The sequence below is a fragment of the Ruegeria sp. YTSC230 genome, assembly GCF_059609665.1.
The window spans coordinates 38922-60772 of the sequence record NZ_JBXWMC010000006.1; the positions used below are offsets into that span (position 1 = coordinate 38922).

Below are 21851 nucleotides of genomic sequence, written 5' to 3' on the forward strand. Positions count from 1 at the left end.
GCTCAGTCCGGTCGGATCAGCGACCCGGCGCCGTGTTCCGTATAAAGTTCCAGCAAGACGGCATTGGGCGCGCGTCCGTCAAGGATAACCACGGCACGGACCCCGCTGTGCAGCGCGTCCAGAGCCGTTTCGGTCTTGGGTATCATGCCGCCCGCAATGGTGCCGTCCAGCGTCATCTCGCGGATCTGACCCGCCTTTAGTTCGGTCACGACGTCCCCGGCGGCATTCTTAACACCCGAGACATCGGTCAACAGTAGCAGTCGATCGGCCTTTAGCGCGGATGAAATAGCGCCAGCGGCAGTATCCCCATTGACGTTGAAGGTTTCGCCGTTCCGGCCCGCACCCAGCGGGGCGATGACAGGAATTACATCATGCGCAAACAGGTCATGCAGGATTTTCGGGTTCATCTCTGCGGGACTTCCGACAAAACCCAGGGATTCATCGGTCTGATCACAAGTCATCAACTGCGCATCCTTGCCCGACAAGCCCACGGCCGAGCCGCCCTGGCCGTTGATCGCCTGCACGATGCGCTTGTTCACGAGGCCGGACAGCACCATCTCAACCACTTCAACGGTTGCTTTGTCGGTGACACGCTTGCCGTTCACGAACTCGGACTGGATATCCAGCTTATCCAGCATCGCGTTGATCATCGGACCACCGCCATGCACGACAACCGGGTTTACACCCACCTGACGCATCAGGACGACATCGCGGGCGAAGCTTTCCATGGCTTCGTCACTGCCCATGGCGTGGCCGCCAAGTTTAATGACGACAATCGCGCCGTCATAGCGTTGCAGGTATGGCAGTGCGCTGTTCAGCGTTGCGGCGGTGGCGATCCAGTCCCGGTTCATGTCTCTTGTCTTCATGGCTGCAGTCCCTCTGGGAACCCGTGTTAGGGCCTTTGTACAGCTCTGCCAAGACCGGATCGCGCATAGGGCCGCACCGGTTGCCCGGATGCGGCTGTTTGTGTGTCAGCTTATCGCGCGTTTCATCGCCGGGATGTTGCTGATCAACAGCAAATCGACGGCCAGTACGGTCAGCAAGGTCAGGCCCACCAGCGGGAACGCCATCGCGGTGAACAAGCCGATCAGGACGGCCCCTTTCCACAATGGCAGTTCCGCTGGCATCGGCGGCGCGGCCAGACGTCCGGCCCGCTGGGGACGACGTTTTACCCACATCACAACGCCCGAGACGCAGACGAAGATGACAGACAGGCAGAACACCAGATTCAGTACAAAGTTCCACATGCCCATCAGACCCATGTGAAACGGGATCCCAATGGCCATGGATTTTCCCATCAACGAGTAATCCTCATACCGGACATCCGCCAGAATCTTGCCGGTAAATTGGTCCACGTGGACAGTGCGGTCGTTCACCGGATCGGTCGAGTCGCTGCTCATGCTGTCGCGGTTCAGGGTCCAGACACCGTCCTCGCCGTTGGGATAGGCCACACGGAACCGGCCTGTCATATCCAAAGCGGTGCCAAGGGCCACAAGCGCGTCGATATCGACCTGTGTGCTTTGTGGAACACCGTCGATCCCGGTCTCGGACCCAGAAGCGGGCATGGGCGTTTGTTCCAACGCCCATGGGACGTCATTCTGGTGGCCGTGGTTCATGCTGGCGTGGATGTCATCGGACAGGGGGACATTGTCCCATTTTTCGGCCGGAAAGCTGCTCCATGGCTGAACGATCATACCGCCCCAGACGCCCGCCCAGGAGAGGCCCGAGATCAGGAAGACCACCAACAGCCCGGACATCCAGAACCCAATCACAGCGTGCAGCGACCGCCACAATGCGCGGCCGCGTGCGCGCAGATTGGGCACAAAAGCGGCCAAGGTGTTTCCACGCGGCCACCACATGTAAAGACCGGTAAAGACCAAAAGCAGGCTCAGCCCCGCTGCGATTTCAATAATGCGGTCTCCGGTCGTGCCAATCAAAAGGGTCGAGTGGATGTTGTCGGCCAGATCATACCATCCGGCGCGACGATCCCAGACCTGCAGAACCTCTCCGGCGTAAGGATCGACGGCGACAAGACGCTGACCTTCTTCGGTTTTGATGCGAAACACAGTGGCCAGATTATCAGCCTTCGGACCAATCCACTCGGCAACCGTGCCGGGCACCTCGTCAAGGGCGATAAAGGCCTGTTGTGAGGCCGGTAACGCTTGCCCGTGAACATCCACGGCGATTTTTTCGCCGTCGCGACCGTCGAACTGAGTGATGAACATCATCATTAGTCCGGTTACTGCCAGAATGATCAGGAACGGGATGACGAAGATCCCGGCATAAAAGTGCCACCGCCAGGCGGCGAAATAGAATTTTTGCGCAGCAGTGTTCTGCGTCGGGGTATCCCCCAGGTTTTGGCTATCCAGTGCCATTTTTGTTCTCCGGATTCGATTATTGCCCCGCGCAGCGCGTGCACGGGTTCAAAAGTGTTGAGCTGAATCAGGAAAAGAAGGGTGGCCCCCGCGCATCATAGCGGGCGTAGAACCCGGCACTGCGATGGGTGAAATCACGATGGATCCAGCGTGGCTGGATTTTCGCCATAAAAGGGACGATCTCGCCGACTGACGGCAAGTGTGTATCCGCCGTTAGGCCCGCGAATGGGCACATTGCGCGCGAATCCGTGTCGTCGTGCCCAGGATCGCCGGGGTTCAGGTCAACCCATTGTTCGACTGTTCCATCGCCAGTACAGATCACCAGCAGCACTTTCCCATCGCTGCCCATCGCTGGCATCCAGCCCTGCGGGATCATGCCGGTCAGCACAACTGCCAGCAACGTAAGGATTGGGAAAATGCGGCCGATCCGGATCATTCCAGATGTGCGATGATCGAACGAAGGGTCGGAATACCGTCACCCTTTTCGGACGACGTCAGCACGATTTCCGGATATGCCGCCGGGTGCTTGGACAATGCACCGCGTACCTGATCCAACACCTTTTGCCGGTCATTGGCCTTGACCTTGTCCGCCTTGGTCATCACGCATTGAAATGTAACAGCGCTGGAATCCAGCAGCTTCATGATCTCGGCATCGACCGCCTTCACCCCATGGCGCGAGTCAATCAGGACAAAGGCCCGGCGCAGAGTCTGGCGGCCGCTTAGATACTGTTTCAGCAGCCGCTGCCATTTTTCAACAACCTTCACCGGGGCGTTGGCGTAGCCGTACCCGGGCAGGTCAACCAGATAAAGTTCGGGACCTTGTGTGAAAAAGTTGATCTCTTGCGTGCGGCCCGGAGTGTTGGACGCGCGTGCCAGACCTTTGGTGCCGGTCAGCGCATTGATCAGGCTGGACTTGCCCACATTTGAACGCCCGGCAAAGCAGACCTCAAGCCGGTCCGGTGCAGGCAGGCCATTCATGGCGACCACGCCTTTGACAAACTCGGATTGTCCCGCGAACAATTTTCGACCACGTTCCAGCGCGAACTTGTCCGGGTCTTCGACCAGTGGGAAGGGAAGGGTGCTCATAACGGATGAACCTTATCGCCGACTGAGATTGCGCCGCCCCGGACGACCTCGGCGTAAACGCCGAAATCCTGATGGCCCCAGCTGTTCAATGTGCCCAGCGTATCCGCATCGCGCACGCCGGTTTCGGGATTTGCCGTTGTCGCCAAACAGCGGCGGATGCGTTCTTTGACATGAAACACGGCCTCACCGATCTGTACTTCGCGACCCAGCCAGTCGAATTCTTCCCACAGGGGCAGGCCATCGAACCAGATGTTGCCACGCCAGCGCTGGATCGACAAATTGCTGCCAAGCTTTTGCCCGACGGCGCGGTGCGATGCCATGTTGCACAGGCTGATCGAAGGGTAATCGCTGTCAGTCATGCCGCGACCCGGCACTCGGATGATCCGGGCTGACGCCGCCCGATCCGCAGGCATCAACGGCCGGACCCAGTCCAAAAAGACCTGCTGTTCCCCATCCGGATTAAAAGTCAGATCCGGACGATCCGGATGTGTCAGAGTTATCGTGTCGCTGTTCAGCCGGGCCGAGATAGCCATCAGTTGCGGCGCTTTCGCCCCGCGACTGAAATTGGCGCAAGGCACCCATTGAGAACCATCCGCCTTCGACGACTCATGCGCGACTGCCCAAACGCGATCCCCGGGCATGGTCTGCCCGGGGGTCACTGATACGGTCTGGAGGGACTCGCGACCATGACTTTTGATCGGATGCCGCCAGATATGGGTTACTTCAGCATTCATTTGTCGTCCGTTTTGGGCGTCCGCTTGAAGCCGGATTTGATGTTGCCGAACACGTCAGGCTTATAGCCCTGACTACGCATGATCAGGTATTGCTGCGTGAACGTGATCGTGTTGTTCGCGATCCAGTAAACGACCAGTCCGCTGGCAAAGCTGCCCAACATGAACATGAACACCCAAGGCATCCAGGCAAAGATCATCGCCTGAGTCGGGTCAGTTGGTGCCGGGTTCAGCTTTTGCTGCAACCACATCGAGATCCCCAGCAGCAAAGGCAGGATACCGATGAAGATCAGTGCCATGAAGGTATCTGGCTGCGGACCGGCAAAGGGCAGCAAACCAAACAGGTTCATGATCGAAGTCGGATCAGGTGCGCTGAGGTCCTGGAACGGGCCAAACCAGGGGGCCTGACGCAGTTCGATGGTGACGAAGATCACCTTATACAGCGAGAAGAAGATCGGGATCTGCATCAGGATCGGCAAACAGCCCGCGGCGGGGTTTACCTTTTCCTTCTTGTATAGCTCCATCATGCCTTGCTGCATCTTTTGGCGATCGTCGCCTGCGGCTTCTTTCATGGCCTCCATCTGCGGCTGAAGCTCTTTCATCTTCGCCATTGAGACGTAGGATTTGTACGCCAGCGGGAACAGAATCGCCTTGATGATCAGCGTCAGGCCAATGATCGACCAACCCATGTTTCCAATCAGGGCGTTGATGTTATGCAGCAGCCAGAAGATCGGTTTTGTCAGGAAATAGAACCAACCCCAGTCGATGCTGTCGACGAACTTCTGTACACCGTCAGCCTGATACTCGCGGATGGTTTCCCATTCTTTGGCACCTGCGAACAGTTGGGTGGTGACTTCTTCAGTTGCCCCGGGCGCGACAGTCAGCGTCGGCAGAACCGTTTCGGTCTGATAAATCTTGCGGCGGGCGTCATATTTAGCCGCAGCCTTGAATGCCGATCCCTCTGCAGGGATCAGAGTGGTCATCCAGTAGTGATCGGTAAAACCGACCCAGCCACCTTCCTTGACCTGAAAGACTTCGGCTTGCGCACGCTCATTCGGGTCAATGTCAAAGTCGCGCACATCGCCATAGTCGATCTCGTCCAGAACGCCGTCAGCCATGACCATAACGCCTTCATGTAGGATGAAGAAGTTTTTCAGATCGGGCAGGTCGCCGTCTTCGCCAATGCCGTGACGGGCCAGTATGCCATATGGGGCCATGCCGACCTCGGCCTGGGTATTGTTCTCAACCGACTGGGTGACGGTGAACATGTAGTCCTGGTCAACCTCAATAGTGCGGCGGAAGGTCAGGCCCTTGCTGTTGTCCCATTTCAGAGTGACCGGGGTATCGACCCCCAGGGTTTCGCCGTCTTCGACGGTCCACAGCGTATTAGGGCCGGGGACGTCAGCGCCGGCGACGCCTGCGCCCGGTGCCCAACCGTACAAGGCATAGTAAGCCGATTCCGAACCAACGGGCGACAGCAGCTCGACAATGGGCGCGCCTTCTTCGATCGAAACTTTGTAATCTTTCAGGAACAGCTCATCGATACGACCGCCGGACAGGGACAGGCTGCCTTTCAGGCGCGGTGTTTCAATCTCGACCCGAGGTGCTTGGGCGTCGGGCTCGATCTCGGTGGCGTCTGCGGTTGCTTCACCAACTGTATTGGTGCCAGCAGCGCTTGGGGTCTGAACCTCTGTTCCATCAGTCGCGCTGATCTCGGCAGATTCCGGTGCGGTCGTCGGCTCGGGCGGTGGAAACAGCACGAACCAAACCAGGATCACGAGAAAGCTGAGCGCGGTTGCGAGGATGAGGTTCTTGTTCTGATCGTCCATCGGGGACAGCCACCTTAAGCAGTGAAAGACACCCGCTGGGTTCAACAGAGTGCGGGCCCAAAGGTCAAGCGGAATCGCCCTGTAATTCATCACCGATTGGGGTTCTGTGGCGTTAATTCGCGCCTAAGGACGTGCCTGACGCCCGATTTTTGGCATTCCGTTGAGTTTGTTTTGATGTGCGGCCATCCAGTCCAACGTCTTTTCAAAGGGCATGGGCTTGCCAATTTCAAACCCCTGCACGTGGTCGCAGCCCAGTTGCGCCATCAGGGCATGCTCGCCTTGTGTCTCGACCCCCTCGGCCAGAGTTTCGACATTCAGCCGTTCCGCCATGGTCAAAATCGCGCTGACCAACTGTTGCTGGTTTGCGTCCCGATCCGCCTTTGCCACGAAGGACCGATCGATTTTAATGCGTGAAACGTCAAAGCGCTTGATCGACGCAATGGAGGCGTGGCCAGTGCCGAAATCATCGAGGTCAATGCAGCAGCCGAGCTTGGACATGCTTATCACGTTGCGGGTGATTACGTCATCGGGCCGCCTGGAAAACACTGTTTCAAGAATCTCGACGGTCAATCTGTCGGGCGTCAGGTCATTTTGATCCAGCTCCCATTTCAGACGGTCGATCAACGCCGGGTCGCGCAGCTCTTCTGACGAGAAATTCATGCCAATCCGGGGCACAACGACACCGGCAAGGTTCCACTGGCGCATGGCGGCGAAAGCGTGATGGCGCATCACCTGACCCAAGCGTTCCATCAGATCGGCTTGTTCTGCAAAAGGCAGGAAAACCGGCGGTCCCAGCACGCCTTTCTGTGGGTGTTCCCAACGGGCAAGCGCCTCGAACCCGGTAACGTGGCCGGTGTCGGTGGAAATCTGTGGCTGAAACCATGGGCGGATTTCACCACTATCCAAGGCCGCAATAAACTCATTGCGCAGGTTGGCACGCACGCGTGCCCGCCGCTGCGTTTCAGATGAAAAGGCGCGGATGGTTGCAGGACCGTTCCTTTGTGCTTCGGCCAAGGCCGCGTTGGCGGCATCGATCCACTCGGCAAAGGGGATGTCGGGCAAAGTGGATTGCAGACAAAACCCGATTGAACATGACATGTAAACGCTGGTGCCATTTAGCATGATTGGCTCATCGACGGCAGCCTGAATGCGCCCTGACATCTGTATGCAAGCCTCCAGATCCAGATTCTGTGCGGCGTGCAGGCCGATTGCGATCTTGCCCTGGTCCAGCCCAGTGGCAATGTCATGTGAGCGTATGACCGAAAGTACCCGGCTGCGGAATTGGTCAGCCATTACGTTCCCGGCCGCATTTCCGTGCAGATCAAGACATTCAGAAAACCCGTCCAATTCAACAATCATACAGGAGGCTTCGTGGCCAGCGAGCTGATTTTCCGCAAACAGCGTTTCCATCTGGGCCGCAAACCTGTCGAGAGGAAGGAGGCCGTTACCGTCTTTTTCCCGATTGCTGGCCTTGTGCGCGGTCGATACCGCGGCGAACACAAGCGGCAGGGTAAGTGCCACGACAACCAATGCCCGCTCACCACCAATCCAATACGCGGCCAGACTGATCGCAGGCGCGAAGGCCAAGGCGGGCGGGCCGCTTAGTACCATGGCAAGAGAGTCAAAAATTCTGCTGACTGAGATATGTTTCCACATCGGATCTTCGGGCCTCTACCTTGCGTTTGAAACGCTCAGGTCGACCCTAGGAAACCAATCTGAGTCACTCGTTAACGGAGCTGCGGAATTTCGCCCGAATTTTCGTCATTTTCATTCGGTTTGAGTGCAAGGTTTTGAAAATCAAACAATTTTGGGTCCAAAAGATGCGACGGACGCGCATTTGTCAGGGCCCGGAACATCACTTGACGGCGTCCGGGGCTGTTCTTTTCCCACTGATCCAAAATCTGTTTGACCTGCTGACGTTGCAACCCATCCTGACTGCCGCAGAGGTCGCAGGGGATAATCGGATAGTTCATCGAGGTCGCGAATTTCTCGCAATCGGCCTCAGCCACATGGGCGAGGGGGCGGAAGACGAACAAATCGCCTTCTTCGTTCACCAGCTTGGGCGGCATGGTGGCCAGTCGCCCGCCGTGAAACAGGTTCATGAAGAACGTCTCGAGGATATCGTCGCGGTGATGGCCCAGTACGACGGCCGAGCATCCCTCTTCCCGGGCAATGCGGTACAGGTTGCCTCGGCGCAGGCGCGAACACAGGGCGCAAAAGGTGCGGCCCTGTGGAACTTTGTCCATCACGATGGAATAGGTATCCTGATATTCAATCCGATGCGGAACGCCCATTCGTTCCAGGAACTCGGGCAGGACAGTGGCCGGAAATCCGGGCTGGCCCTGGTCGAGGTTGCAGGCCAGTAAATCGATGGGCAGCAGGCCACGCCATTTCAGTTCGTACAGAACGGCCAGCAGAGTATAACTGTCCTTACCGCCGGACAGGCAAACCAGCCAGCGGGGCGGTTTCCCGTCCTTGTCATGCGCGGACGGGTCCACCATCCCATAGTGCTCAATGGCCTCACGGGTCTGGCGCACGATGCGTTTGCGCAGCTTTTTGAACTCGGTGGTCGAGGGCGCGCCTGCAAAGAGCGGGTGGATATCGTCAGCTTCGTCAAACATGCGCAGCCCCTACAGCAGTTGAGGCAACCGGGCAAGTGGCCGGGTCAGCCCAGTCGGGCAAGCAGGGCGTCCGTGTCCAGCCCGGATACTGATCCGTGAATGCGGCCGCTGTTGCCCAAAAGCCTTGTGGCGATGAATCCATCTGCAACGGCCGCGGGTGCGCGACGCAATAGCTGAGCGGCTGTCAGCAGCAATGCAGTACGTTCGGCAAACCAACGGGCTTCACTCTCAGGCGGCAGCCCGGGCCACCGATCACGATGCGCCTTGAGCGCGGCGTCAAAGCCGTGGTCGACACCCGTTGCTATATCCAGTTCGGCCTGCAGGACCTCAGCGGCCAGCGGGTCGCGAGACAGGCTGCGCAGAATGTCGAGACAGATCACATTGCCCGACCCCTCCCAAATACCGTTCAGCGGGGCTTCGCGATACAGTAGGGGCAGGGGCGTGTCTTCGACATAGCCCATGCCACCCAGCACCTCCATTGCCTCAACGACTACGGCCGGGCACCGCTTGTTACTCAGGAACTTGGCCAGGGCGACACCGATACGGGCAAAGGCCTTGTCTTCGGGTGACTGGCCGTCGAAGGCCTGCGCGACGCGCATCCCCAGCGTCAACGCGCCCTCCCAGTCCAACACGAGATCCGCCAGGACAGCGCGCATCAGAGGTTGGTCGATCAACCGGCGCTGAAAAGCGCTGCGGTGGGCGACCCAATGATGCGCTTCGCTGAGGGCTGCGCGCATCAGGCCCGCCGGGGCCACGGCTGTATCCAGTCGGGTGTGATGGACCATCTCGATAATTGTTCGCACGCCCGCGCCTTCGTCCCCCAGTTGGTACGCCAGTGCGTCGTGATATTCGATTTCGGACGAGGCGTTGGATCTGTTGCCCAGCTTGTCTTTTAGTCGCATCAGGTGAATGGCGTTGCGTTCACCGTCCAGCCAGCGGGGGACGAGGAAACAGGTCAGCCCACCGGGCGCTTGTGCCAGCGTCAGAAAACCGTCCGCCATAGGGGCCGAGCAGAACCATTTATGTCCGCGCAGGCGCCAATGCTCTCTGTCCTGGCTGGCAACAGTGGTATTGGCGCGCACGTCCGAGCCGCCCTGCTTTTCGGTCATTGCCATGCCCAATGTGGCGCTGGCCTTTTGTTCGATCGGTTTCGTCGCCGGATCATAGCTGCGCGCCATGAGCTTAGGCCGCCACTCGGAGGCGATCTGTTCATTTGCAGCAAGAGCCGGGATTGCTGCGTAGGTCATGGTCAATGGGCAGCAATGGCCCGGCTCAACCTGGCTGGCAAGATACATCATCGCGGCGTGGGTCGTGTGGCCGCCCGACTGACCGTCCCAGGCCAAGGCCGCATAGCCGGCAGATTGGCTGATCTGCATCATCTCATGATAGGCGGGGTGAAACCGGACCTCGTCCAGGCGCCTACCGCCCTGATCGAACAATCGAAGTTCGGGGAGGTGCCGATTGGCCTCGCGCCCCAGCTCGCGGGTTTCCACCCGTCCCAACGTTTCCCCGTAAGCCGCCAAAGGCGCTTCGCGACCGCCCGTGAAATGCACGGCGTTTCGCAGAACGGGATCTGAAGACCAGAGGTTAGACTCCCCGCGCACAGGCGGCTGATTCAATACGTCATGTGTCGGCAGGGAATGGCGGGCGTCGGATGTCATCTGAACCTCGGGCAGTACGGGTTCAAGTGTTCAGCGCATGTCCGAATGGGTCAAGGCTGACGGAGGGTCATAAAGATCAGCTGTCGTCTTCCTTGCGGCTTGGCACGGGGTCGTACCCATCACCGCCCCAGGGATGGCATCGACCAATCCGCCGTGCCGCCAGCCAGCTTCCCTTGATGGCCCCGTGCTTTTCCAATGCTTCCAGCGCATAGGCCGAGCAGGTGGGCTGGTATCGGCAATTGAAGCCAACCCAGGGACTGAAGACCAGCCGATAGGCCCTGACAGGCAGAGCCACAATATGAGAGAAGAGGGTCATTTCCGCCCGCTGTGCACTTTGCGAAGCGCATATCGCAGATCGTCCAGAAGCGCCTCATATGGTCGAGCTGCCGTCGTTTCAGCCCGGCCGATCAGGACGTAATCCCACCCGTCTTGGCCATTGACGGGCAGAACAGCCCGCGCGGCCTCGCGCAACCTGCGTTTGGCGCGGTTGCGTGCTACGGCATTGCCAACCTTTTTGGAACAGGTAAAGCCAACCCGAATTCCGGTCGCCTCGTCCAGGGTACGTTTGCGAGCCTGCACCATCATCGAGGAGGTGCCCTGCCTGCGGGCACGCGCTGCCTTAAGGAAATCAGATCGTTTCCTGAGAACGGTCAAAATTTCAGGCGCGCAAACGGACGCCGCCGGGGGCGTTTCCCCGGGCTGGTTCTTACCATCCACGAGGGGCCTCCGGCGGCGTCATGTTCATAACCTGATCGGTGAGCGGTTTACGCGCTCAGCGACTTGCGGCCGCGTGCGCGGCGCGAATTCAGGATTTTGCGGCCGGCCTTAGTGGCCATGCGCGCGCGGAAACCGTGGCGGCGTTTGCGAACCAGGTTCGAAGGCTGATAGGTGCGTTTCATCGCTCCGTCTCCAATCTATGCGGTCGGGTGCAGCGCGGATTCGCCTGCCCGTGGTGTTCGAAGCCCGTCCTCTACTGGGTAGTGGGGGGTAAGTCAAACCCCTAGGTGGGGGTTTTCGTGGCTTTTGCAACAATTCTGTAATCGGGTCGGGCAAAAGGTTTCAAATCAGCGGGATTATCGCCCCAAACCCTCACATTCTCTATCAAAAACATCAAGGCAGCGTGAGGCCCCTGTTGCGTAGGGCGCAAGCAGCGCATGTTGGGGTCAGAATGAAACGTAACAAACCGGACAGCCTTATGAGCGAAACGACTCAGGCACCGCGCAACGGGTTGGCGCGGCATATTCCATTGCTGGTGATTCTCGCCGTCGCTGCGGTGGGATTTTTCACGCTGGGTGATTATCTGACTTTTGAGACGCTGCGGGACAATCGTGAGGCGCTATTGGCCTGGCGCGACGCCAACTATTGGGCAATGGCTGCAGCTTTCGTTGGCATTTACATTGTCATCGTCGCGTTTTCGCTGCCGGGTGCCGCAGTGGCGTCAATGACCGGCGGGTTTCTTTTCGGCCTGTTCGCCGGAACCGTGTTCAACGTGTTTGCGGCAACCATCGGAGCCTCTGCAATCTTTCTGGCGGCGCGCTGGGGGTTGGGCGAATCCCTGACCAAACGGCTTGAGTCCTCGGAAGGGACGATCAAGAAACTGAAAGACGGGTTACGCGAGAATGAGATCTCGGTGCTGTTTCTATTGCGTCTTGTTCCCGTTGTGCCGTTTTTTGTGGCCAACCTAGTGCCGGCGCTGGTCGGCGTGAGGTTCCGCAACTTCCTGATCACCACCGCGCTGGGCATTATCCCGGGCGGAATCGTCTACACATGGATCGGCGTCGGGCTGGGTGGTGTGTTCGATCGGGGCGAAACACCTGATGTATCGCTGTTATGGGAACCATTTGTGATTGGCCCGATCATCGGCTTGTGTGTGCTGGCCACGCTGCCAATTGTCATCAAATCCCTGCGTGGCCGAAAGGACCGCTGAAATCATGCAAGAATTGAAAACCGACATCCTGGTGATTGGCGCCGGGTCCGGGGGGCTGTCAGTCGCTGCTGGCGCCAGCCAGATGGGGGCCGATGTGATTCTGCTGGAAGGTCACAAGATGGGTGGCGATTGCCTCAACTTCGGCTGCGTCCCTTCCAAGGCCCTTATTGCCAGCGGCAAGGCCGCTTATGGTCAGGCACATTCTGCCGCGCTGGGCGTGGCTGACGTGGTACCGCAGGTCGACTACGCCGCCGCCAAAGACCACGTTCACGATGTTATCGCTCAGATCGAGCCGATGGACAGTCAGGAACGGTTTGAAGGTTTCGGCGTAAATGTGATCCGGGAATTCGGCAGTTTCGTCTCTCCGACACAGGTGCAGGCGGGCGACAACATGATCACCGCACGGCGCATAGTGATCGCGACGGGCTCTTCGCCTTTGGTGCCTCCGATTCCGGGATTGGACCAGGTGCCATTCTATACCAATGAGACGATCTTTGACCTGCGCGACAAGCCTGAACATCTTTTGATTATTGGTGGCGGACCGATCGGGATGGAGATGGCGCAAGCGCATGTCCGACTGGGCTGTAAGGTCACGGTTGTCGAAGGCCTGAAGGCGCTAGGCAAGGATGACCGCGAGGCCGCCGCGGTCGTTCTGGACAGCTTGCGCGCCGAAGGTGTGGTTATTCATGAACAGGCTATGGTCGCCCAGATTCGCGACAACAAAGGGGCCATAGAAATTGTGACCGAGGCGGGTGAGATCTATTCGGGGTCTCATTTGTTGTTGGCCGCCGGGCGTAAGGCCAACACAGACCGTTTGAACTTAAAGGCTGCCGGGATTGAACCAACCCGCAACGGGATCAAGGTCGATGACGCGCTGCGCACGACGAATCGAAGAGTTTACGCCATTGGCGACGTCGCTGGTGGTCTGCAATTCACTCATGTCGCTGGATATCACGCAGGGATCATCATCCGTTCTGCGTTGTTTGGCCTGCCCTCGAAGGCAAAAACCGCACATATCCCTTGGGCGACCTACACCGACCCGGAATTGGCGCAGGTGGGCCTGACCGAGGCTCAGGCCCGTGAACACCATGGTGACAAGGTCGAAGTCGCGCGCTTTGACTATCACCATAACGACCGGGCAATCTCTGAGCGGAAAACCAAAGGGTTCATTAAGGTCATGGTCATAAAGGGTCGGCCTGTGGGGGCCACAATCGTAGGGCATCAGGCCGGAGAGCTGATCAACTTGTGGTCGCTTGCGTTGGCCAATAACCTGAAGATGGGTCAGATCGCTGCGATGGTTTCGCCCTATCCGACGATCGGAGAGCTTAACAAACGGGTGGCGGGTGCCTATTTCTCGCCAAGGCTGTTTGAGAATCAGATGGTTAAACAAGTGGTCAGGTTCGTCCAGCGTTGGATGCCCTAGCCAAGAAGGGAGAGCAGATTGAATTCGCTGTCGGGCCGATTTCTGATCCTGACGACGGTCTTCGTGATGTTGGCCGAGATTTTGATCTTTGTTCCTTCAATCGCGCGCTTTCGCGAAGACTTTCTGCTGAACCGGCTTGAGCGCGCGCAGATCGCGTCATTGGCGCTGCTGGCTGACGATATGCTGGCCGAAGACCTTGAGGCCGAACTGCTGGCCAACGCTGGTGTCTATAACGTCGTGCTACGCCGCGACGAGGTGCGCCAGCTTATGCTGTCTTCGCCGATTCCGGAACAGATCACCAAGACCTACGATCTGCGCGACGCAGGGCCTTGGGTGTTGATCCGCGACGCGCTGGCGCGACTGTTCACTACTGAGAACGAAGTCATCCGCGTTATTGGCGAACCCGTCAAAGGGGCAGGTCTGCTGATTGAAGTCACCATAGAGAGCATGCCGCTGCGAATGGCGATGACAGATTATGGCCTGCGCATTCTGGGGCTGTCCTTCGTAATTTCCATCATCACCGCGTTCTTTTTGTTTTTGGCTGTGCGCGTCGTTTTGGTGAAACCGATCAAAAGTGTTGTTGGTTATATGCAGCGCTATGCAGAGGCGCCCGAAGACGCACGAGGAATCATCTCGCCCAACTCCAAAGTGACCGAACTTCGCGAGGCCGAGGAGGCGCTGCAGCAATTGCAGACCGAGCTGACGCAGGCCTTGAAGCAACGAGAACGGCTGGCGCAGCTGGGCGGCGCGGTGGCCAAGGTCAGCCACGATTTGCGGAACATACTGACTTCGGCACAGTTGTTCACCGACCGGATTGAGACCAGCGATGATCCCTTGGTGCGGCGTATGGCGCCCAAGCTGGTGAACTCGATCACACGTGCGGTGTCGTTATGCGAAAGCACGCTGGCCTTCGGACGCGCAGAAGAACCTGCGCCGACACTGACCATGGTGCGCATGCACGATGTCGCCGCAGATGTCGTCGCCAGCGAACAGCTGGCCGTTGCAGATGCCTGCGTCGAGATCGTGAACGACGTACCCAAAGACCTTGTGGCCCGGGCAGACCCAGAGCAGATATTCCGTGTCATGATGAACCTTGTGCGCAATGCGCGTCAGGCCTTGGTGGCATCCGGGAAGCCGGGAAGCATCACGATCGCCGGCTGCGAGTATAAAGACGACTGGTGCGTCGAGATCAGGGATGACGGCCCCGGATTGCCGCCCAAAGCACGTGAGAACTTGTTCACTCCATTTCAGGGTGGGGTGCGTAAGGGAGGCTCTGGGCTGGGGCTTGCCATCTCGCAGGAGCTGGTGCGTGGGCATGGCGGAGACCTGATACTGGCGCATACCGGGCCCGAGGGGACAACCTTTGAAATCAGGCTTCCGCGGGGCGATGGGACTTTTTGAAAACTTTTTGAAGAATCGACTTGCGTGTCCCGAACACCGGGTCTAAATACCGCCTCACCAACGCGGACCGATAGCTCAGCTGGATAGAGTACTTGACTACGAATCAAGGGGTCGGGGGTTCGAATCCTCCTCGGTCCGCCACTGGTTTCCTGTTGAACGTCACACGAACCTGACCCAACCGTCACAGTTGGACCAGAAAAGTAGTGAATGTTTGACACTAGAAGGCGCACCCGAAGTTGGACATCAGTTGAATTTGACGTTTGCGTCATAAACTGACTCAATTCCCCCAATCTCAGACTCTCGCAGACGGTTTCGTTTGCTCTGACTTCCTCTTTGGAAAATCAGGGCTGATTTGCAGGCCAGAAGGCGAAGCCGCCTGTTCCTGCGGATCTGCCACGTGGCGAACACGGGAGGGGGCGAGGCAACGCTATTCGACAGGGGTGGTGCGGCCCGCAGGCAAAGCCGAGGACACGGCCCTGTCTAAAAGGGTTACCCGAGGGGGAGGGCAGCGTCCTCACCCTGACGGCCAGGGGCGTTTGGCTTGTCCAAATCCCGATGGCCCACGAAAGGAAATCGGCGGGGAGGATGACCCGCCGCCATTGGCGGTTTTTCATTCTGTCATACCGCAAAAGTGACAGTCCGGCCCTAACTGGACCTTTACCATTTACCATTGCCTTCGTTTGCTGCACCCGCAGTCCGCATAGCGGACATTATCGGTGTGACGAAAAAGTAGCGGAGGATCCAGAGGCTCAGTTCAAGATGATTGCAGTCACCTATGCCACCGGAGACATGGATGAGGTTGATCAGGTGATAAACTACCTTGCTTTTATACGTCGTATGAAAAAAAACAGGTTATTTATGAATTGGGACACTGGAGTGATAAGGACCCAGATCGGCGATGATACAACCAGAGATCGCTTCACATAACACCCGTTCAACGACGTTCGCGGTTTGTTGCCGAGGCGTCGAACATCCATGGGTTGGAGAACTCCGGGCTCTGTGACGGACCGGCAGCGCCCGGATAGACGTCAAACTTCTAACTGTTGTCTTCCTCGCTTTCACCCAAACATGTTGATCCATCGGATCACCATCGGTGAAAGGCAGATCAGCAGAAGAACGGGCATCATACACATGGCCATAACAGCTGACATCTGCACTGGTAGTTTGTTGGCCTTTTCCTGTGCCCGAAGTTCGCGATCCACACGCATGTCGGTGGCAAACCTCCGTAGAGAAGCAGAAATGCTGGTACCGTATTGGTTGGATTGCAGGAAGGCGTTCGCGAAAGAGTTTACCTCATCAATGCCGACGCGTTCCGCCATGTCCATAAAGGCGGCTTGGCGCTCTTTCCCAGCTTGCAGTTCCAGTTGGAGTATCGTGAATTCTTGCGAAATTTCCGGTGCTGCGTGCGCCATTTCATGCGACACACGCACCATCGCGGCGTCAAATCCTAATCCTGCCTCTATCGCTACTTGCAACAGGTCCAGCGCATTTGGAAGACTGTGTTCAATGGCCTGACGGCGCTTTCTAATACGGTACCGCAGCCACAGAGCAGGGCCGTAGAATCCGACTACCATCAGCGCGGTGACAATCTGCAATGCATTTACCCAGGAGATGCTCTGCAAAAGACTGGCAATACCAAGCTGAACCTGAATTTCTAACGGTAATGCCAACGCCGTAACGAAAGCGGCCGGTAGCACGAACCCCATAACCACACGAAACAAATAGAAAGTGCGGATGGCGTGTTTGCGCTGAATACCAGCCTGCTTAAGCATTCTGCCAATTCTGGAACGCTCACGTTTCGACGAGGGCACAAAAGCCTTTAGAAGACCGTGCGGGTCGCTGTTATCCCCCTGGATGAGGTCGAAATCTGCGCCATGCCCCCGAGAAATTGATCCGACCCGCATCCGGCGTGCAGCCGTGTCATCAGTTGCGGTCATGCCGGAAATCCCGAGGATTACAAAGAATACGCTTACGGCGATCCCGCCCAGCACGAGATACTGAAGGGGCAGATCTTGGCTGTTCAGAAAACCTTGAATAAATTCCATTTTTCCGCTCCCTCTCAGAATTTGAACTTTACGAGCCGTTTCAGAATAAGCCCTTGAGCAATTGTCAGGCCGATGATCGCACACGCGAAATAGGGAAATAGCGGATCGTTTCGCACATCGCCGTAGAACGTAGGTGTGGACATCTCGATTGAGAAGTAGATGAACACCGGCAAGACCGTAAGAATAAGGCTGCTAAGACGGCCCTCGGCAGAGATTGCCTTGATCTTTTTTTGCATGGTTTGCCGGTCGCGGATGACTTGGGACAAAATGCTTAGGACACGTGCAAGGTTGCCGCCGGTTCCGTGCTGAATACCGATGCTGACCGCAAGATAGTTTGCGTCCTCTGTTCCGACACGTTTCGAGAAATCCTGAAACGCCGTTGCGACGTCGTCGCCGTAGTTAATTTGGTCTTGAATAATGCCAAACTCGGAACCTATCGGATCCGGAAGATCTGATGCCACATTCCCGACCGTTACAGCCACCGGGTGTCCGACCTTCAGGCCACGGGCCATAAGGTCCAATGCATCCGGCAACTGTTTTGTCAGTTTCCTGGATCGGGCATCCTTCATGGCGATCAGTACCAGCACCGGGAGAATAACGGCCAGAAAGCCGCTAAGAACTGCGGCAATTTCCGGGGCTAGGAGCCGGGATATTGCAACGAAGGCCGCTAGGGCTACACAAGTGGCTGCAAGGACTATCCAGATCGGATTGATCGTCAGCCCGGCTTGGACAAGCAGACGGCGAAAGCGCGCGATCAAACTGGGTTTTTCGCCAGGAGCCATCATTGCAGGGTCGCGTAACAATTGCAGAACCTGATCGGTCGAGGCGCCCCCCTGGATCAGCTTCATGCGCCGGTTTCTGGCCTCGCTGAGGGATTCCTTGCGCAGGAAAAGCTGCTGTAATCCTTCGTATGCAAGAAGAATTCCAAGGAAAATCGAAATGTAGAACAGAATGTTCAGGGTGTTCGGTTGCAGGTCAATCATAACGACATAGCCCCACGAATAAACATGTTGGTATCTACGTTGACCCCTGCGGCAACCAACTGATCGAAGCATTTTGGCCGAATACCCGTAGGCAGGAATTCCCCAAGAATCTGCCCGTCCTCCGACTTGCCGCGACGTTTGAAAACAAAAATGTCCTGCATGGTGATTGTGTCATCTTCCATGCCGGTAATTTCCGAAATGCTGACGACTCTGCGGGAGCCGTCACTAAGGCGGCTGAGCTGGAGTACAATCTGTATCGCCGAAGCAATCTGTGATCGGATGGTTTTCATCGGCAAGTCAGTGCCAAGCATTGTTACCATCTGCTCAACCCGGCTTAGTGAATCACGCGCCGAGTTTGCGTGAACGGTAGTCATAGACCCGTCATGGCCCGTATTCATGGCTTGAAGCATGTCAAAACACTCTGACCCACGAACTTCTCCTACGATGATGCGGTCAGGCCGCATCCTCAGGGCATTGCGAACTAGGTCACGTTGGGTGATTACACCTTGCCCTTCAGCATTCGGAGGGCGGGTTTCAAGACGAACAACGTGGCTTTGCTGAAGCTGAAGTTCGGCAGCGTCTTCGATAGTAACAATACGCTGATTGCCATCGATAAACGACGATACAGCGTTCAGCATGGTTGTTTTACCCGTGCCAGTGCCGCCTGAAATGAGAATATTCAACCTTGCTTCGACAAGGGCCGCAAGGAGTTTGGCTGCCTGATCATTCATGCTGTTCTGATCAACAAGCTTTTTTATTGTTAAAGGGTTGCGGGAGAATTTACGAATTGACAAAGCTGGTCCATCGACGGAACACGGCCGAATAATTGCGTTAACGCGGCTGCCGTCTTCCAAGCGCGCATCAACCCAGGGCTGAGACTCATCGATACGCCGACCAACTTTGCTGACGATCTTGTCGATAATCCGCAGCAAGTGACGTTCATCGCGGAAGCGAACAGTAGAAAGCTCCAGAAGACCAAAGCGTTCGACGTAAACCTGATCAAAAGAGTTTACGAGAATATCGTTGATAGTCGGGTCTTCCAGCAACGGCTCCAATGGCCCCAGACCCATAACTTCGTGAATAAGCTCATCAACCAGCGCAGTGAAAGCCTCAGAGCGCATGTGCAGGTTTTCAGCCTCAATCAGACCGGTTACCAAAGATGCGATCTGGCGCTTCAATTCCGATCGTTCAACCTTATCGATAACCGAAAGATTGAGCCGGTCCAGAAGCTCACCATGCAAGCGGCTTTTGAGTTCCAGATGCGCCTGCAGATCGACATCTACTGGATCAGGAGTCGCCTTGGATTTGGTGGGCATGTCAATGGGTCGATCCAGTGTCAGCACATTCGACTTGGAAGCAACCTTGCGTGATCTAAATTCGTTGAACACGTTGATCTCCTTTTACGCTTTCTTCGTTGCCACGGGCTGAGTTTCAGCCGAGACCGCAGCGGCCAGTTTTGCCAAGGCTTTTCCAAGATCCGTTTGCCGCTTCAAGTCCACAATCGGCCGTCCAAGATCTACGGAGTTTCTGGCAACTTTCGAATTCTCGGGCAGCCAGTGTTTCAGGCTTGTCTTCAATACCTTCTCGGCCTCGCGGACATGCGAAGGCTTGATCAATGTGTTCCGCTCTCTGTTGACCACGAACTCCACCGGAAGGCCGACGTTTGCCTCGCGGTAGAAATCAATCAACCGCCGCGCCTGGCGCACGCAGGGGACAGTAGTATCGGTAACCAAAGCCAATTTGGTGGCCCGTTTGAAAATAGGTTCAACCCATTCAACGACGGCGCAGGGAAGGTCGATGATAATATAATCATAGCGATGTTGCAGAAGGTCCAGCATCCCTTCGATCAGATCAGGCCGCATCGATTGTAGGGGCACCATCGGGGCAGGCGCGCACAGAACGTCGACGCCAAGCCCATGCTCTTGCAGGATCGAAGACAGAAAATGATCGTCAGGAATCTTAGAGTTTTCGATAAGTTGAAGGAACCCGCCGTTGTCCTCGAGATCTAGAAAAACATTTGAGTTTCCGAACTGAAGGTCAAAATCCAAAAGGGCTACTCGGTTTTTTGCGGACTTCCTGAAGAAAGATCCCCGCCCGCCGACAAGCGAGCAAGCGAGGTTGACAGCAACTGTTGTAGCTCCGATTCCACCGCGCGCCTTTGCGACTGGTATCACCTTGCCCAACGCCGAAGAACCGTCTGAAATAGTGGTTCGCGAAACCGCGCGCGCATTTAGTTTCTCACTGACTGCGGCTTTCAAACCTTCGCCATCAATCGACAGCGGCAAAACCTCATCAATACCGATCTTGTACAATTCACGCGCCTTGGTGATCGACAGATCATTCTGAGTGAGTGCAACAAACAAGGTGTTATCGTCGCGGTGCGTCAGGACAGCCTCGATAGCGCGGAGCTCCCCTGTGTCATCAGGGTCGATTTCAAAGATCACCAGATCGTGCTTGAATGCAAGATCGAGGGCAGTTCCATTCAACATCTGAAACGATGCCCCGTTCCTGGTGACTTTATTTTCCTCATTTACGGGAAAGACATCCGCAACCAGCTGCGCGATCTCTTCGTTTTCCGAAACAAGCATAATTGCCTGCGATTTCGGTGTAAAAACATTCTGATCTCTCATCCTGACTCTCCTAATGCAAGGTCTTCAGCAGGCAGCGAGACGCTGAAGTTTGAGTAACCGACTGTCGAAGATATTGTGCTGTTAGTTGCGCCCGCGGCATTTGCCAGCGCGGCCAACGGTGAAACGAATTGAAAATCGTTAAGGTTCAATTCGACTGAGACCATGGGAGTATACGGGCCACCCAAGAAACCCAGATTGGGGTTGAAGTCATAATGAAACTGTAAGTTGTCTATTGTGGCATCCGGAGGCAAAAGCGGGCTAACCCGCGCCCAGACTTCCGAGGCCGTAGCATTGATTGCGACACCCGAACACGAAGAGGTTTGAGGATCCGCACAAACCCCGGCCGAGGCACTGCAGGACGTGCCAAACCGTGGTGACGAAGTAGAGGTGCCCCGCTGATGCGTCGTGGGTACTCCGGGGCACGCAGGCGGTCGAACGATTGCAATGCGCGCTGCCAGTTGCGAGGCTTTCTGAGCATTTGCAATGCTATAGGACATGCGACCGAAATCCAGTAGCGCCATGAAGAGGAACAGAAACAGGGAAACGACAATGGCGAACTCGACAAGAACGCCGCCGCTTTGATCCCAAAGAACTTTCTGCCCTCTGCGAAGCATGTGCGTGTGGATATGAAGCAGACCTTTCATTGCCCAAAAATCCGTGAAGTGTCCGAAACGTCAGTCGTCACCGAAGACAGCCCGTTGCCAAAGAGAGACAGGATTCCGCCCAAAGGAAATTGAATGGTAATGTTCGCGCTGACCGTACCGACAGGCGCCGGGTTGACCCGATAGGTTCCTGATACACAGGACAGACTGGGTGTCACCGAATTGACCGTTATGCTGGGCGGGAACAGGCTGTTGGCATTTTTGTCGTCCTCGACGATGCCCTTCAAAGTAGTAGTAAGTCCCGCAACATTGCCTCCAGAGGTGCAGATATCTGCGGGTGTCACTCTGGACAGATAGCGACTGGCGTCGCGAACGCCTGCTATGACCGATTGGTAGGACCACATCATGCGTGCGGATTCCAGCGTGACGGCCAGTAGCAGCAGCATGATTGGCATGACGAGGCCAAATTCCACGAGGATCGCGCCATCATCCTTTTTTGCAAAGCGTTTGAGGGGGTCTGTGAGGCGGGTTTTCATG

At 56.7% G+C, this 21851-nt stretch carries 20 protein-coding genes, 1 tRNA gene and 1 pseudogene; 4 read left to right on the forward strand and 18 right to left on the reverse strand.

What is annotated here, in order from left to right:
• Positions 1-2: 2 nt before the first annotated feature.
• From argB to rpmH, 12 genes and pseudogenes are all read right to left on the reverse strand, one after another.
• The gene (gene argB, locus AC2FD9_RS12940; RefSeq protein ID WP_496775254.1) at positions 3-866 is read right to left on the reverse strand and encodes an acetylglutamate kinase; all 864 of its coding nucleotides are present in this window, start codon (positions 864-866) and stop codon (positions 3-5) included.
• A 105-nt stretch (positions 867-971) separates the two neighbouring features.
• Positions 972-2375 (reverse strand): PepSY-associated TM helix domain-containing protein, encoded by a 1404-nt coding sequence (locus AC2FD9_RS12945; protein ID WP_496837230.1) that lies wholly within the window; start codon positions 2373-2375, stop codon positions 972-974.
• Between the two features lie 67 nt (positions 2376-2442).
• A complete protein-coding gene (locus AC2FD9_RS12950) occupies positions 2443-2811 on the reverse strand; it encodes a DUF2946 domain-containing protein (RefSeq protein ID WP_496837232.1) in 369 nt (122 codons plus the stop codon).
• Complete coding sequence (gene yihA, locus AC2FD9_RS12955; protein ID WP_496837234.1) at positions 2808-3461, reverse strand: ribosome biogenesis GTP-binding protein YihA/YsxC; 654 nt, start codon at positions 3459-3461, stop codon at positions 2808-2810. The genes AC2FD9_RS12950 and yihA overlap by 4 nt, the downstream gene beginning before the upstream one ends.
• A complete protein-coding gene (locus AC2FD9_RS12960; protein WP_496837236.1) occupies positions 3458-4195 on the reverse strand; it encodes an MOSC domain-containing protein in 738 nt (245 codons plus the stop codon). Before AC2FD9_RS12960 ends, yihA begins: the two co-directional genes overlap by 4 nt.
• Complete coding sequence (yidC, locus tag AC2FD9_RS12965; protein ID WP_058276195.1) at positions 4192-6021, reverse strand: membrane protein insertase YidC; 1830 nt, start codon at positions 6019-6021, stop codon at positions 4192-4194. Before yidC ends, AC2FD9_RS12960 begins: the two co-directional genes overlap by 4 nt.
• A gap of 123 nt (positions 6022-6144) precedes the next feature.
• On the reverse strand, positions 6145-7632 hold the full coding sequence (locus AC2FD9_RS12970; RefSeq protein WP_496837238.1) for an EAL domain-containing protein: 1488 nt from the start codon (positions 7630-7632) through the stop codon (positions 6145-6147).
• Between the two features lie 116 nt (positions 7633-7748).
• Positions 7749-8642 carry a tRNA 2-thiocytidine(32) synthetase TtcA gene (gene ttcA, locus AC2FD9_RS12975; protein WP_496837240.1) on the reverse strand — a complete coding sequence of 298 codons (894 nt, stop codon included), beginning with the start codon at positions 8640-8642 and terminating at the stop codon, positions 7749-7751.
• A gap of 44 nt (positions 8643-8686) precedes the next feature.
• Complete coding sequence (locus tag AC2FD9_RS12980) at positions 8687-10303, reverse strand: acyl-CoA dehydrogenase family protein (protein ID WP_496837242.1); 1617 nt, start codon at positions 10301-10303, stop codon at positions 8687-8689.
• 76 nt (positions 10304-10379) lie between these two features.
• The gene (gene yidD, locus AC2FD9_RS12985; RefSeq protein ID WP_282171074.1) at positions 10380-10619 is read right to left on the reverse strand and encodes a membrane protein insertion efficiency factor YidD; all 240 of its coding nucleotides are present in this window, start codon (positions 10617-10619) and stop codon (positions 10380-10382) included.
• Positions 10616-11042: pseudogene (gene rnpA, locus AC2FD9_RS12990) on the reverse strand (ribonuclease P protein component). The gene yidD and the pseudogene rnpA overlap by 4 nt, the downstream one beginning before the upstream one ends.
• Before the next feature lie 25 nt (positions 11043-11067).
• Positions 11068-11202, reverse strand: a complete 135-nt coding sequence (rpmH, locus tag AC2FD9_RS12995) for a 50S ribosomal protein L34 (protein ID WP_005632162.1) — start codon at positions 11200-11202, stop codon at positions 11068-11070.
• 296 nt (positions 11203-11498) lie between these two features.
• Here rpmH and AC2FD9_RS13000 point away from each other — a divergent pair, with 296 nt between their 5' ends.
• From AC2FD9_RS13000 to AC2FD9_RS13015, 4 genes are all read left to right on the forward strand, one after another.
• Entirely contained in the window at positions 11499-12230 is a 732-nt protein-coding gene (locus AC2FD9_RS13000; RefSeq protein WP_432653424.1) for a TVP38/TMEM64 family protein, read from the forward strand.
• A gap of 4 nt (positions 12231-12234) precedes the next feature.
• Positions 12235-13653 carry a dihydrolipoyl dehydrogenase family protein gene (locus AC2FD9_RS13005; protein ID WP_496837244.1) on the forward strand — a complete coding sequence of 473 codons (1419 nt, stop codon included), beginning with the start codon at positions 12235-12237 and terminating at the stop codon, positions 13651-13653.
• Positions 13654-13671: 18 nt separating this feature from the next.
• Positions 13672-15054, forward strand: a complete 1383-nt coding sequence (locus tag AC2FD9_RS13010) for an ATP-binding protein (RefSeq protein WP_496837245.1) — start codon at positions 13672-13674, stop codon at positions 15052-15054.
• Positions 15055-15118: 64 nt separating this feature from the next.
• Positions 15119-15195, forward strand: a tRNA-Arg gene (locus tag AC2FD9_RS13015).
• A gap of 917 nt (positions 15196-16112) precedes the next feature.
• On the opposite strand, the gene AC2FD9_RS13020 is transcribed toward AC2FD9_RS13015, so the two are convergent.
• Genes AC2FD9_RS13020 through AC2FD9_RS13045 form a run of 6 tightly spaced genes read right to left on the reverse strand, consistent with a single transcriptional unit; the run spans position 16113 to position 21850 of the window.
• The gene (locus tag AC2FD9_RS13020) at positions 16113-17183 is read right to left on the reverse strand and encodes a type II secretion system F family protein (protein WP_158507058.1); all 1071 of its coding nucleotides are present in this window, start codon (positions 17181-17183) and stop codon (positions 16113-16115) included.
• On the reverse strand, positions 17114-18082 hold the full coding sequence (locus tag AC2FD9_RS13025; RefSeq protein WP_058278684.1) for a type II secretion system F family protein: 969 nt from the start codon (positions 18080-18082) through the stop codon (positions 17114-17116). The genes AC2FD9_RS13020 and AC2FD9_RS13025 overlap by 70 nt, the downstream gene beginning before the upstream one ends.
• A complete protein-coding gene (locus tag AC2FD9_RS13030; RefSeq protein ID WP_058278683.1) occupies positions 18079-19470 on the reverse strand; it encodes a TadA family conjugal transfer-associated ATPase in 1392 nt (463 codons plus the stop codon). Before AC2FD9_RS13030 ends, AC2FD9_RS13025 begins: the two co-directional genes overlap by 4 nt.
• A 12-nt stretch (positions 19471-19482) precedes the next feature.
• Positions 19483-20712, reverse strand: a complete 1230-nt coding sequence (locus tag AC2FD9_RS13035; RefSeq protein ID WP_282171110.1) for a CpaE/TadZ family protein — start codon at positions 20710-20712, stop codon at positions 19483-19485.
• Positions 20709-21356 carry a TadE/TadG family type IV pilus assembly protein gene (locus AC2FD9_RS13040; protein WP_282171111.1) on the reverse strand — a complete coding sequence of 216 codons (648 nt, stop codon included), beginning with the start codon at positions 21354-21356 and terminating at the stop codon, positions 20709-20711. Before AC2FD9_RS13040 ends, AC2FD9_RS13035 begins: the two co-directional genes overlap by 4 nt.
• Positions 21353-21850 carry a TadE/TadG family type IV pilus assembly protein gene (locus AC2FD9_RS13045; protein ID WP_282171112.1) on the reverse strand — a complete coding sequence of 166 codons (498 nt, stop codon included), beginning with the start codon at positions 21848-21850 and terminating at the stop codon, positions 21353-21355. Before AC2FD9_RS13045 ends, AC2FD9_RS13040 begins: the two co-directional genes overlap by 4 nt.
• Between the last annotated feature and the right edge of the window lies 1 nt (position 21851).

Excerpts from the sequence above, each read along its gene's own strand:
- AC2FD9_RS13005 (WP_496837244.1), top strand. The coding sequence starts at position 12,235 with ATGCAAGAATTGAAAACCGACATCCTGGTGATTGGCGCCGGGTCCGGG.
- AC2FD9_RS13045 (WP_282171112.1), bottom strand. The coding sequence starts at position 21,850 with ATGAAAACCCGCCTCACAGACCCCCTCAAACGCTTTGCAAAAAAGGAT.
- AC2FD9_RS12980 (WP_496837242.1), bottom strand. The coding sequence starts at position 10,303 with ATGACATCCGACGCCCGCCATTCCCTGCCGACACATGACGTATTGAAT.
- AC2FD9_RS12950 (WP_496837232.1), bottom strand. The coding sequence starts at position 2,811 with ATGATCCGGATCGGCCGCATTTTCCCAATCCTTACGTTGCTGGCAGTT.
- yidC (WP_058276195.1), bottom strand. The coding sequence starts at position 6,021 with ATGGACGATCAGAACAAGAACCTCATCCTCGCAACCGCGCTCAGCTTT.
- AC2FD9_RS12960 (WP_496837236.1), bottom strand. The coding sequence starts at position 4,195 with ATGAATGCTGAAGTAACCCATATCTGGCGGCATCCGATCAAAAGTCAT.
- AC2FD9_RS13000 (WP_432653424.1), top strand. The coding sequence starts at position 11,499 with ATGAGCGAAACGACTCAGGCACCGCGCAACGGGTTGGCGCGGCATATT.
- argB (WP_496775254.1), bottom strand. The coding sequence starts at position 866 with ATGAAGACAAGAGACATGAACCGGGACTGGATCGCCACCGCCGCAACG.
- yidD (WP_282171074.1), bottom strand. The coding sequence starts at position 10,619 with ATGACCCTCTTCTCTCATATTGTGGCTCTGCCTGTCAGGGCCTATCGG.
- AC2FD9_RS13040 (WP_282171111.1), bottom strand. The coding sequence starts at position 21,356 with ATGAAAGGTCTGCTTCATATCCACACGCACATGCTTCGCAGAGGGCAG.
- AC2FD9_RS12945 (WP_496837230.1), bottom strand. The coding sequence starts at position 2,375 with ATGGCACTGGATAGCCAAAACCTGGGGGATACCCCGACGCAGAACACT.
- AC2FD9_RS13025 (WP_058278684.1), bottom strand. The coding sequence starts at position 18,082 with ATGATTGACCTGCAACCGAACACCCTGAACATTCTGTTCTACATTTCG.
- ttcA (WP_496837240.1), bottom strand. The coding sequence starts at position 8,642 with ATGTTTGACGAAGCTGACGATATCCACCCGCTCTTTGCAGGCGCGCCC.
- AC2FD9_RS12970 (WP_496837238.1), bottom strand. The coding sequence starts at position 7,632 with ATGGTACTAAGCGGCCCGCCCGCCTTGGCCTTCGCGCCTGCGATCAGT.
- AC2FD9_RS13035 (WP_282171110.1), bottom strand. The coding sequence starts at position 20,712 with ATGAGAGATCAGAATGTTTTTACACCGAAATCGCAGGCAATTATGCTT.
- rpmH (WP_005632162.1), bottom strand. The coding sequence starts at position 11,202 with ATGAAACGCACCTATCAGCCTTCGAACCTGGTTCGCAAACGCCGCCAC.
- yihA (WP_496837234.1), bottom strand. The coding sequence starts at position 3,461 with ATGAGCACCCTTCCCTTCCCACTGGTCGAAGACCCGGACAAGTTCGCG.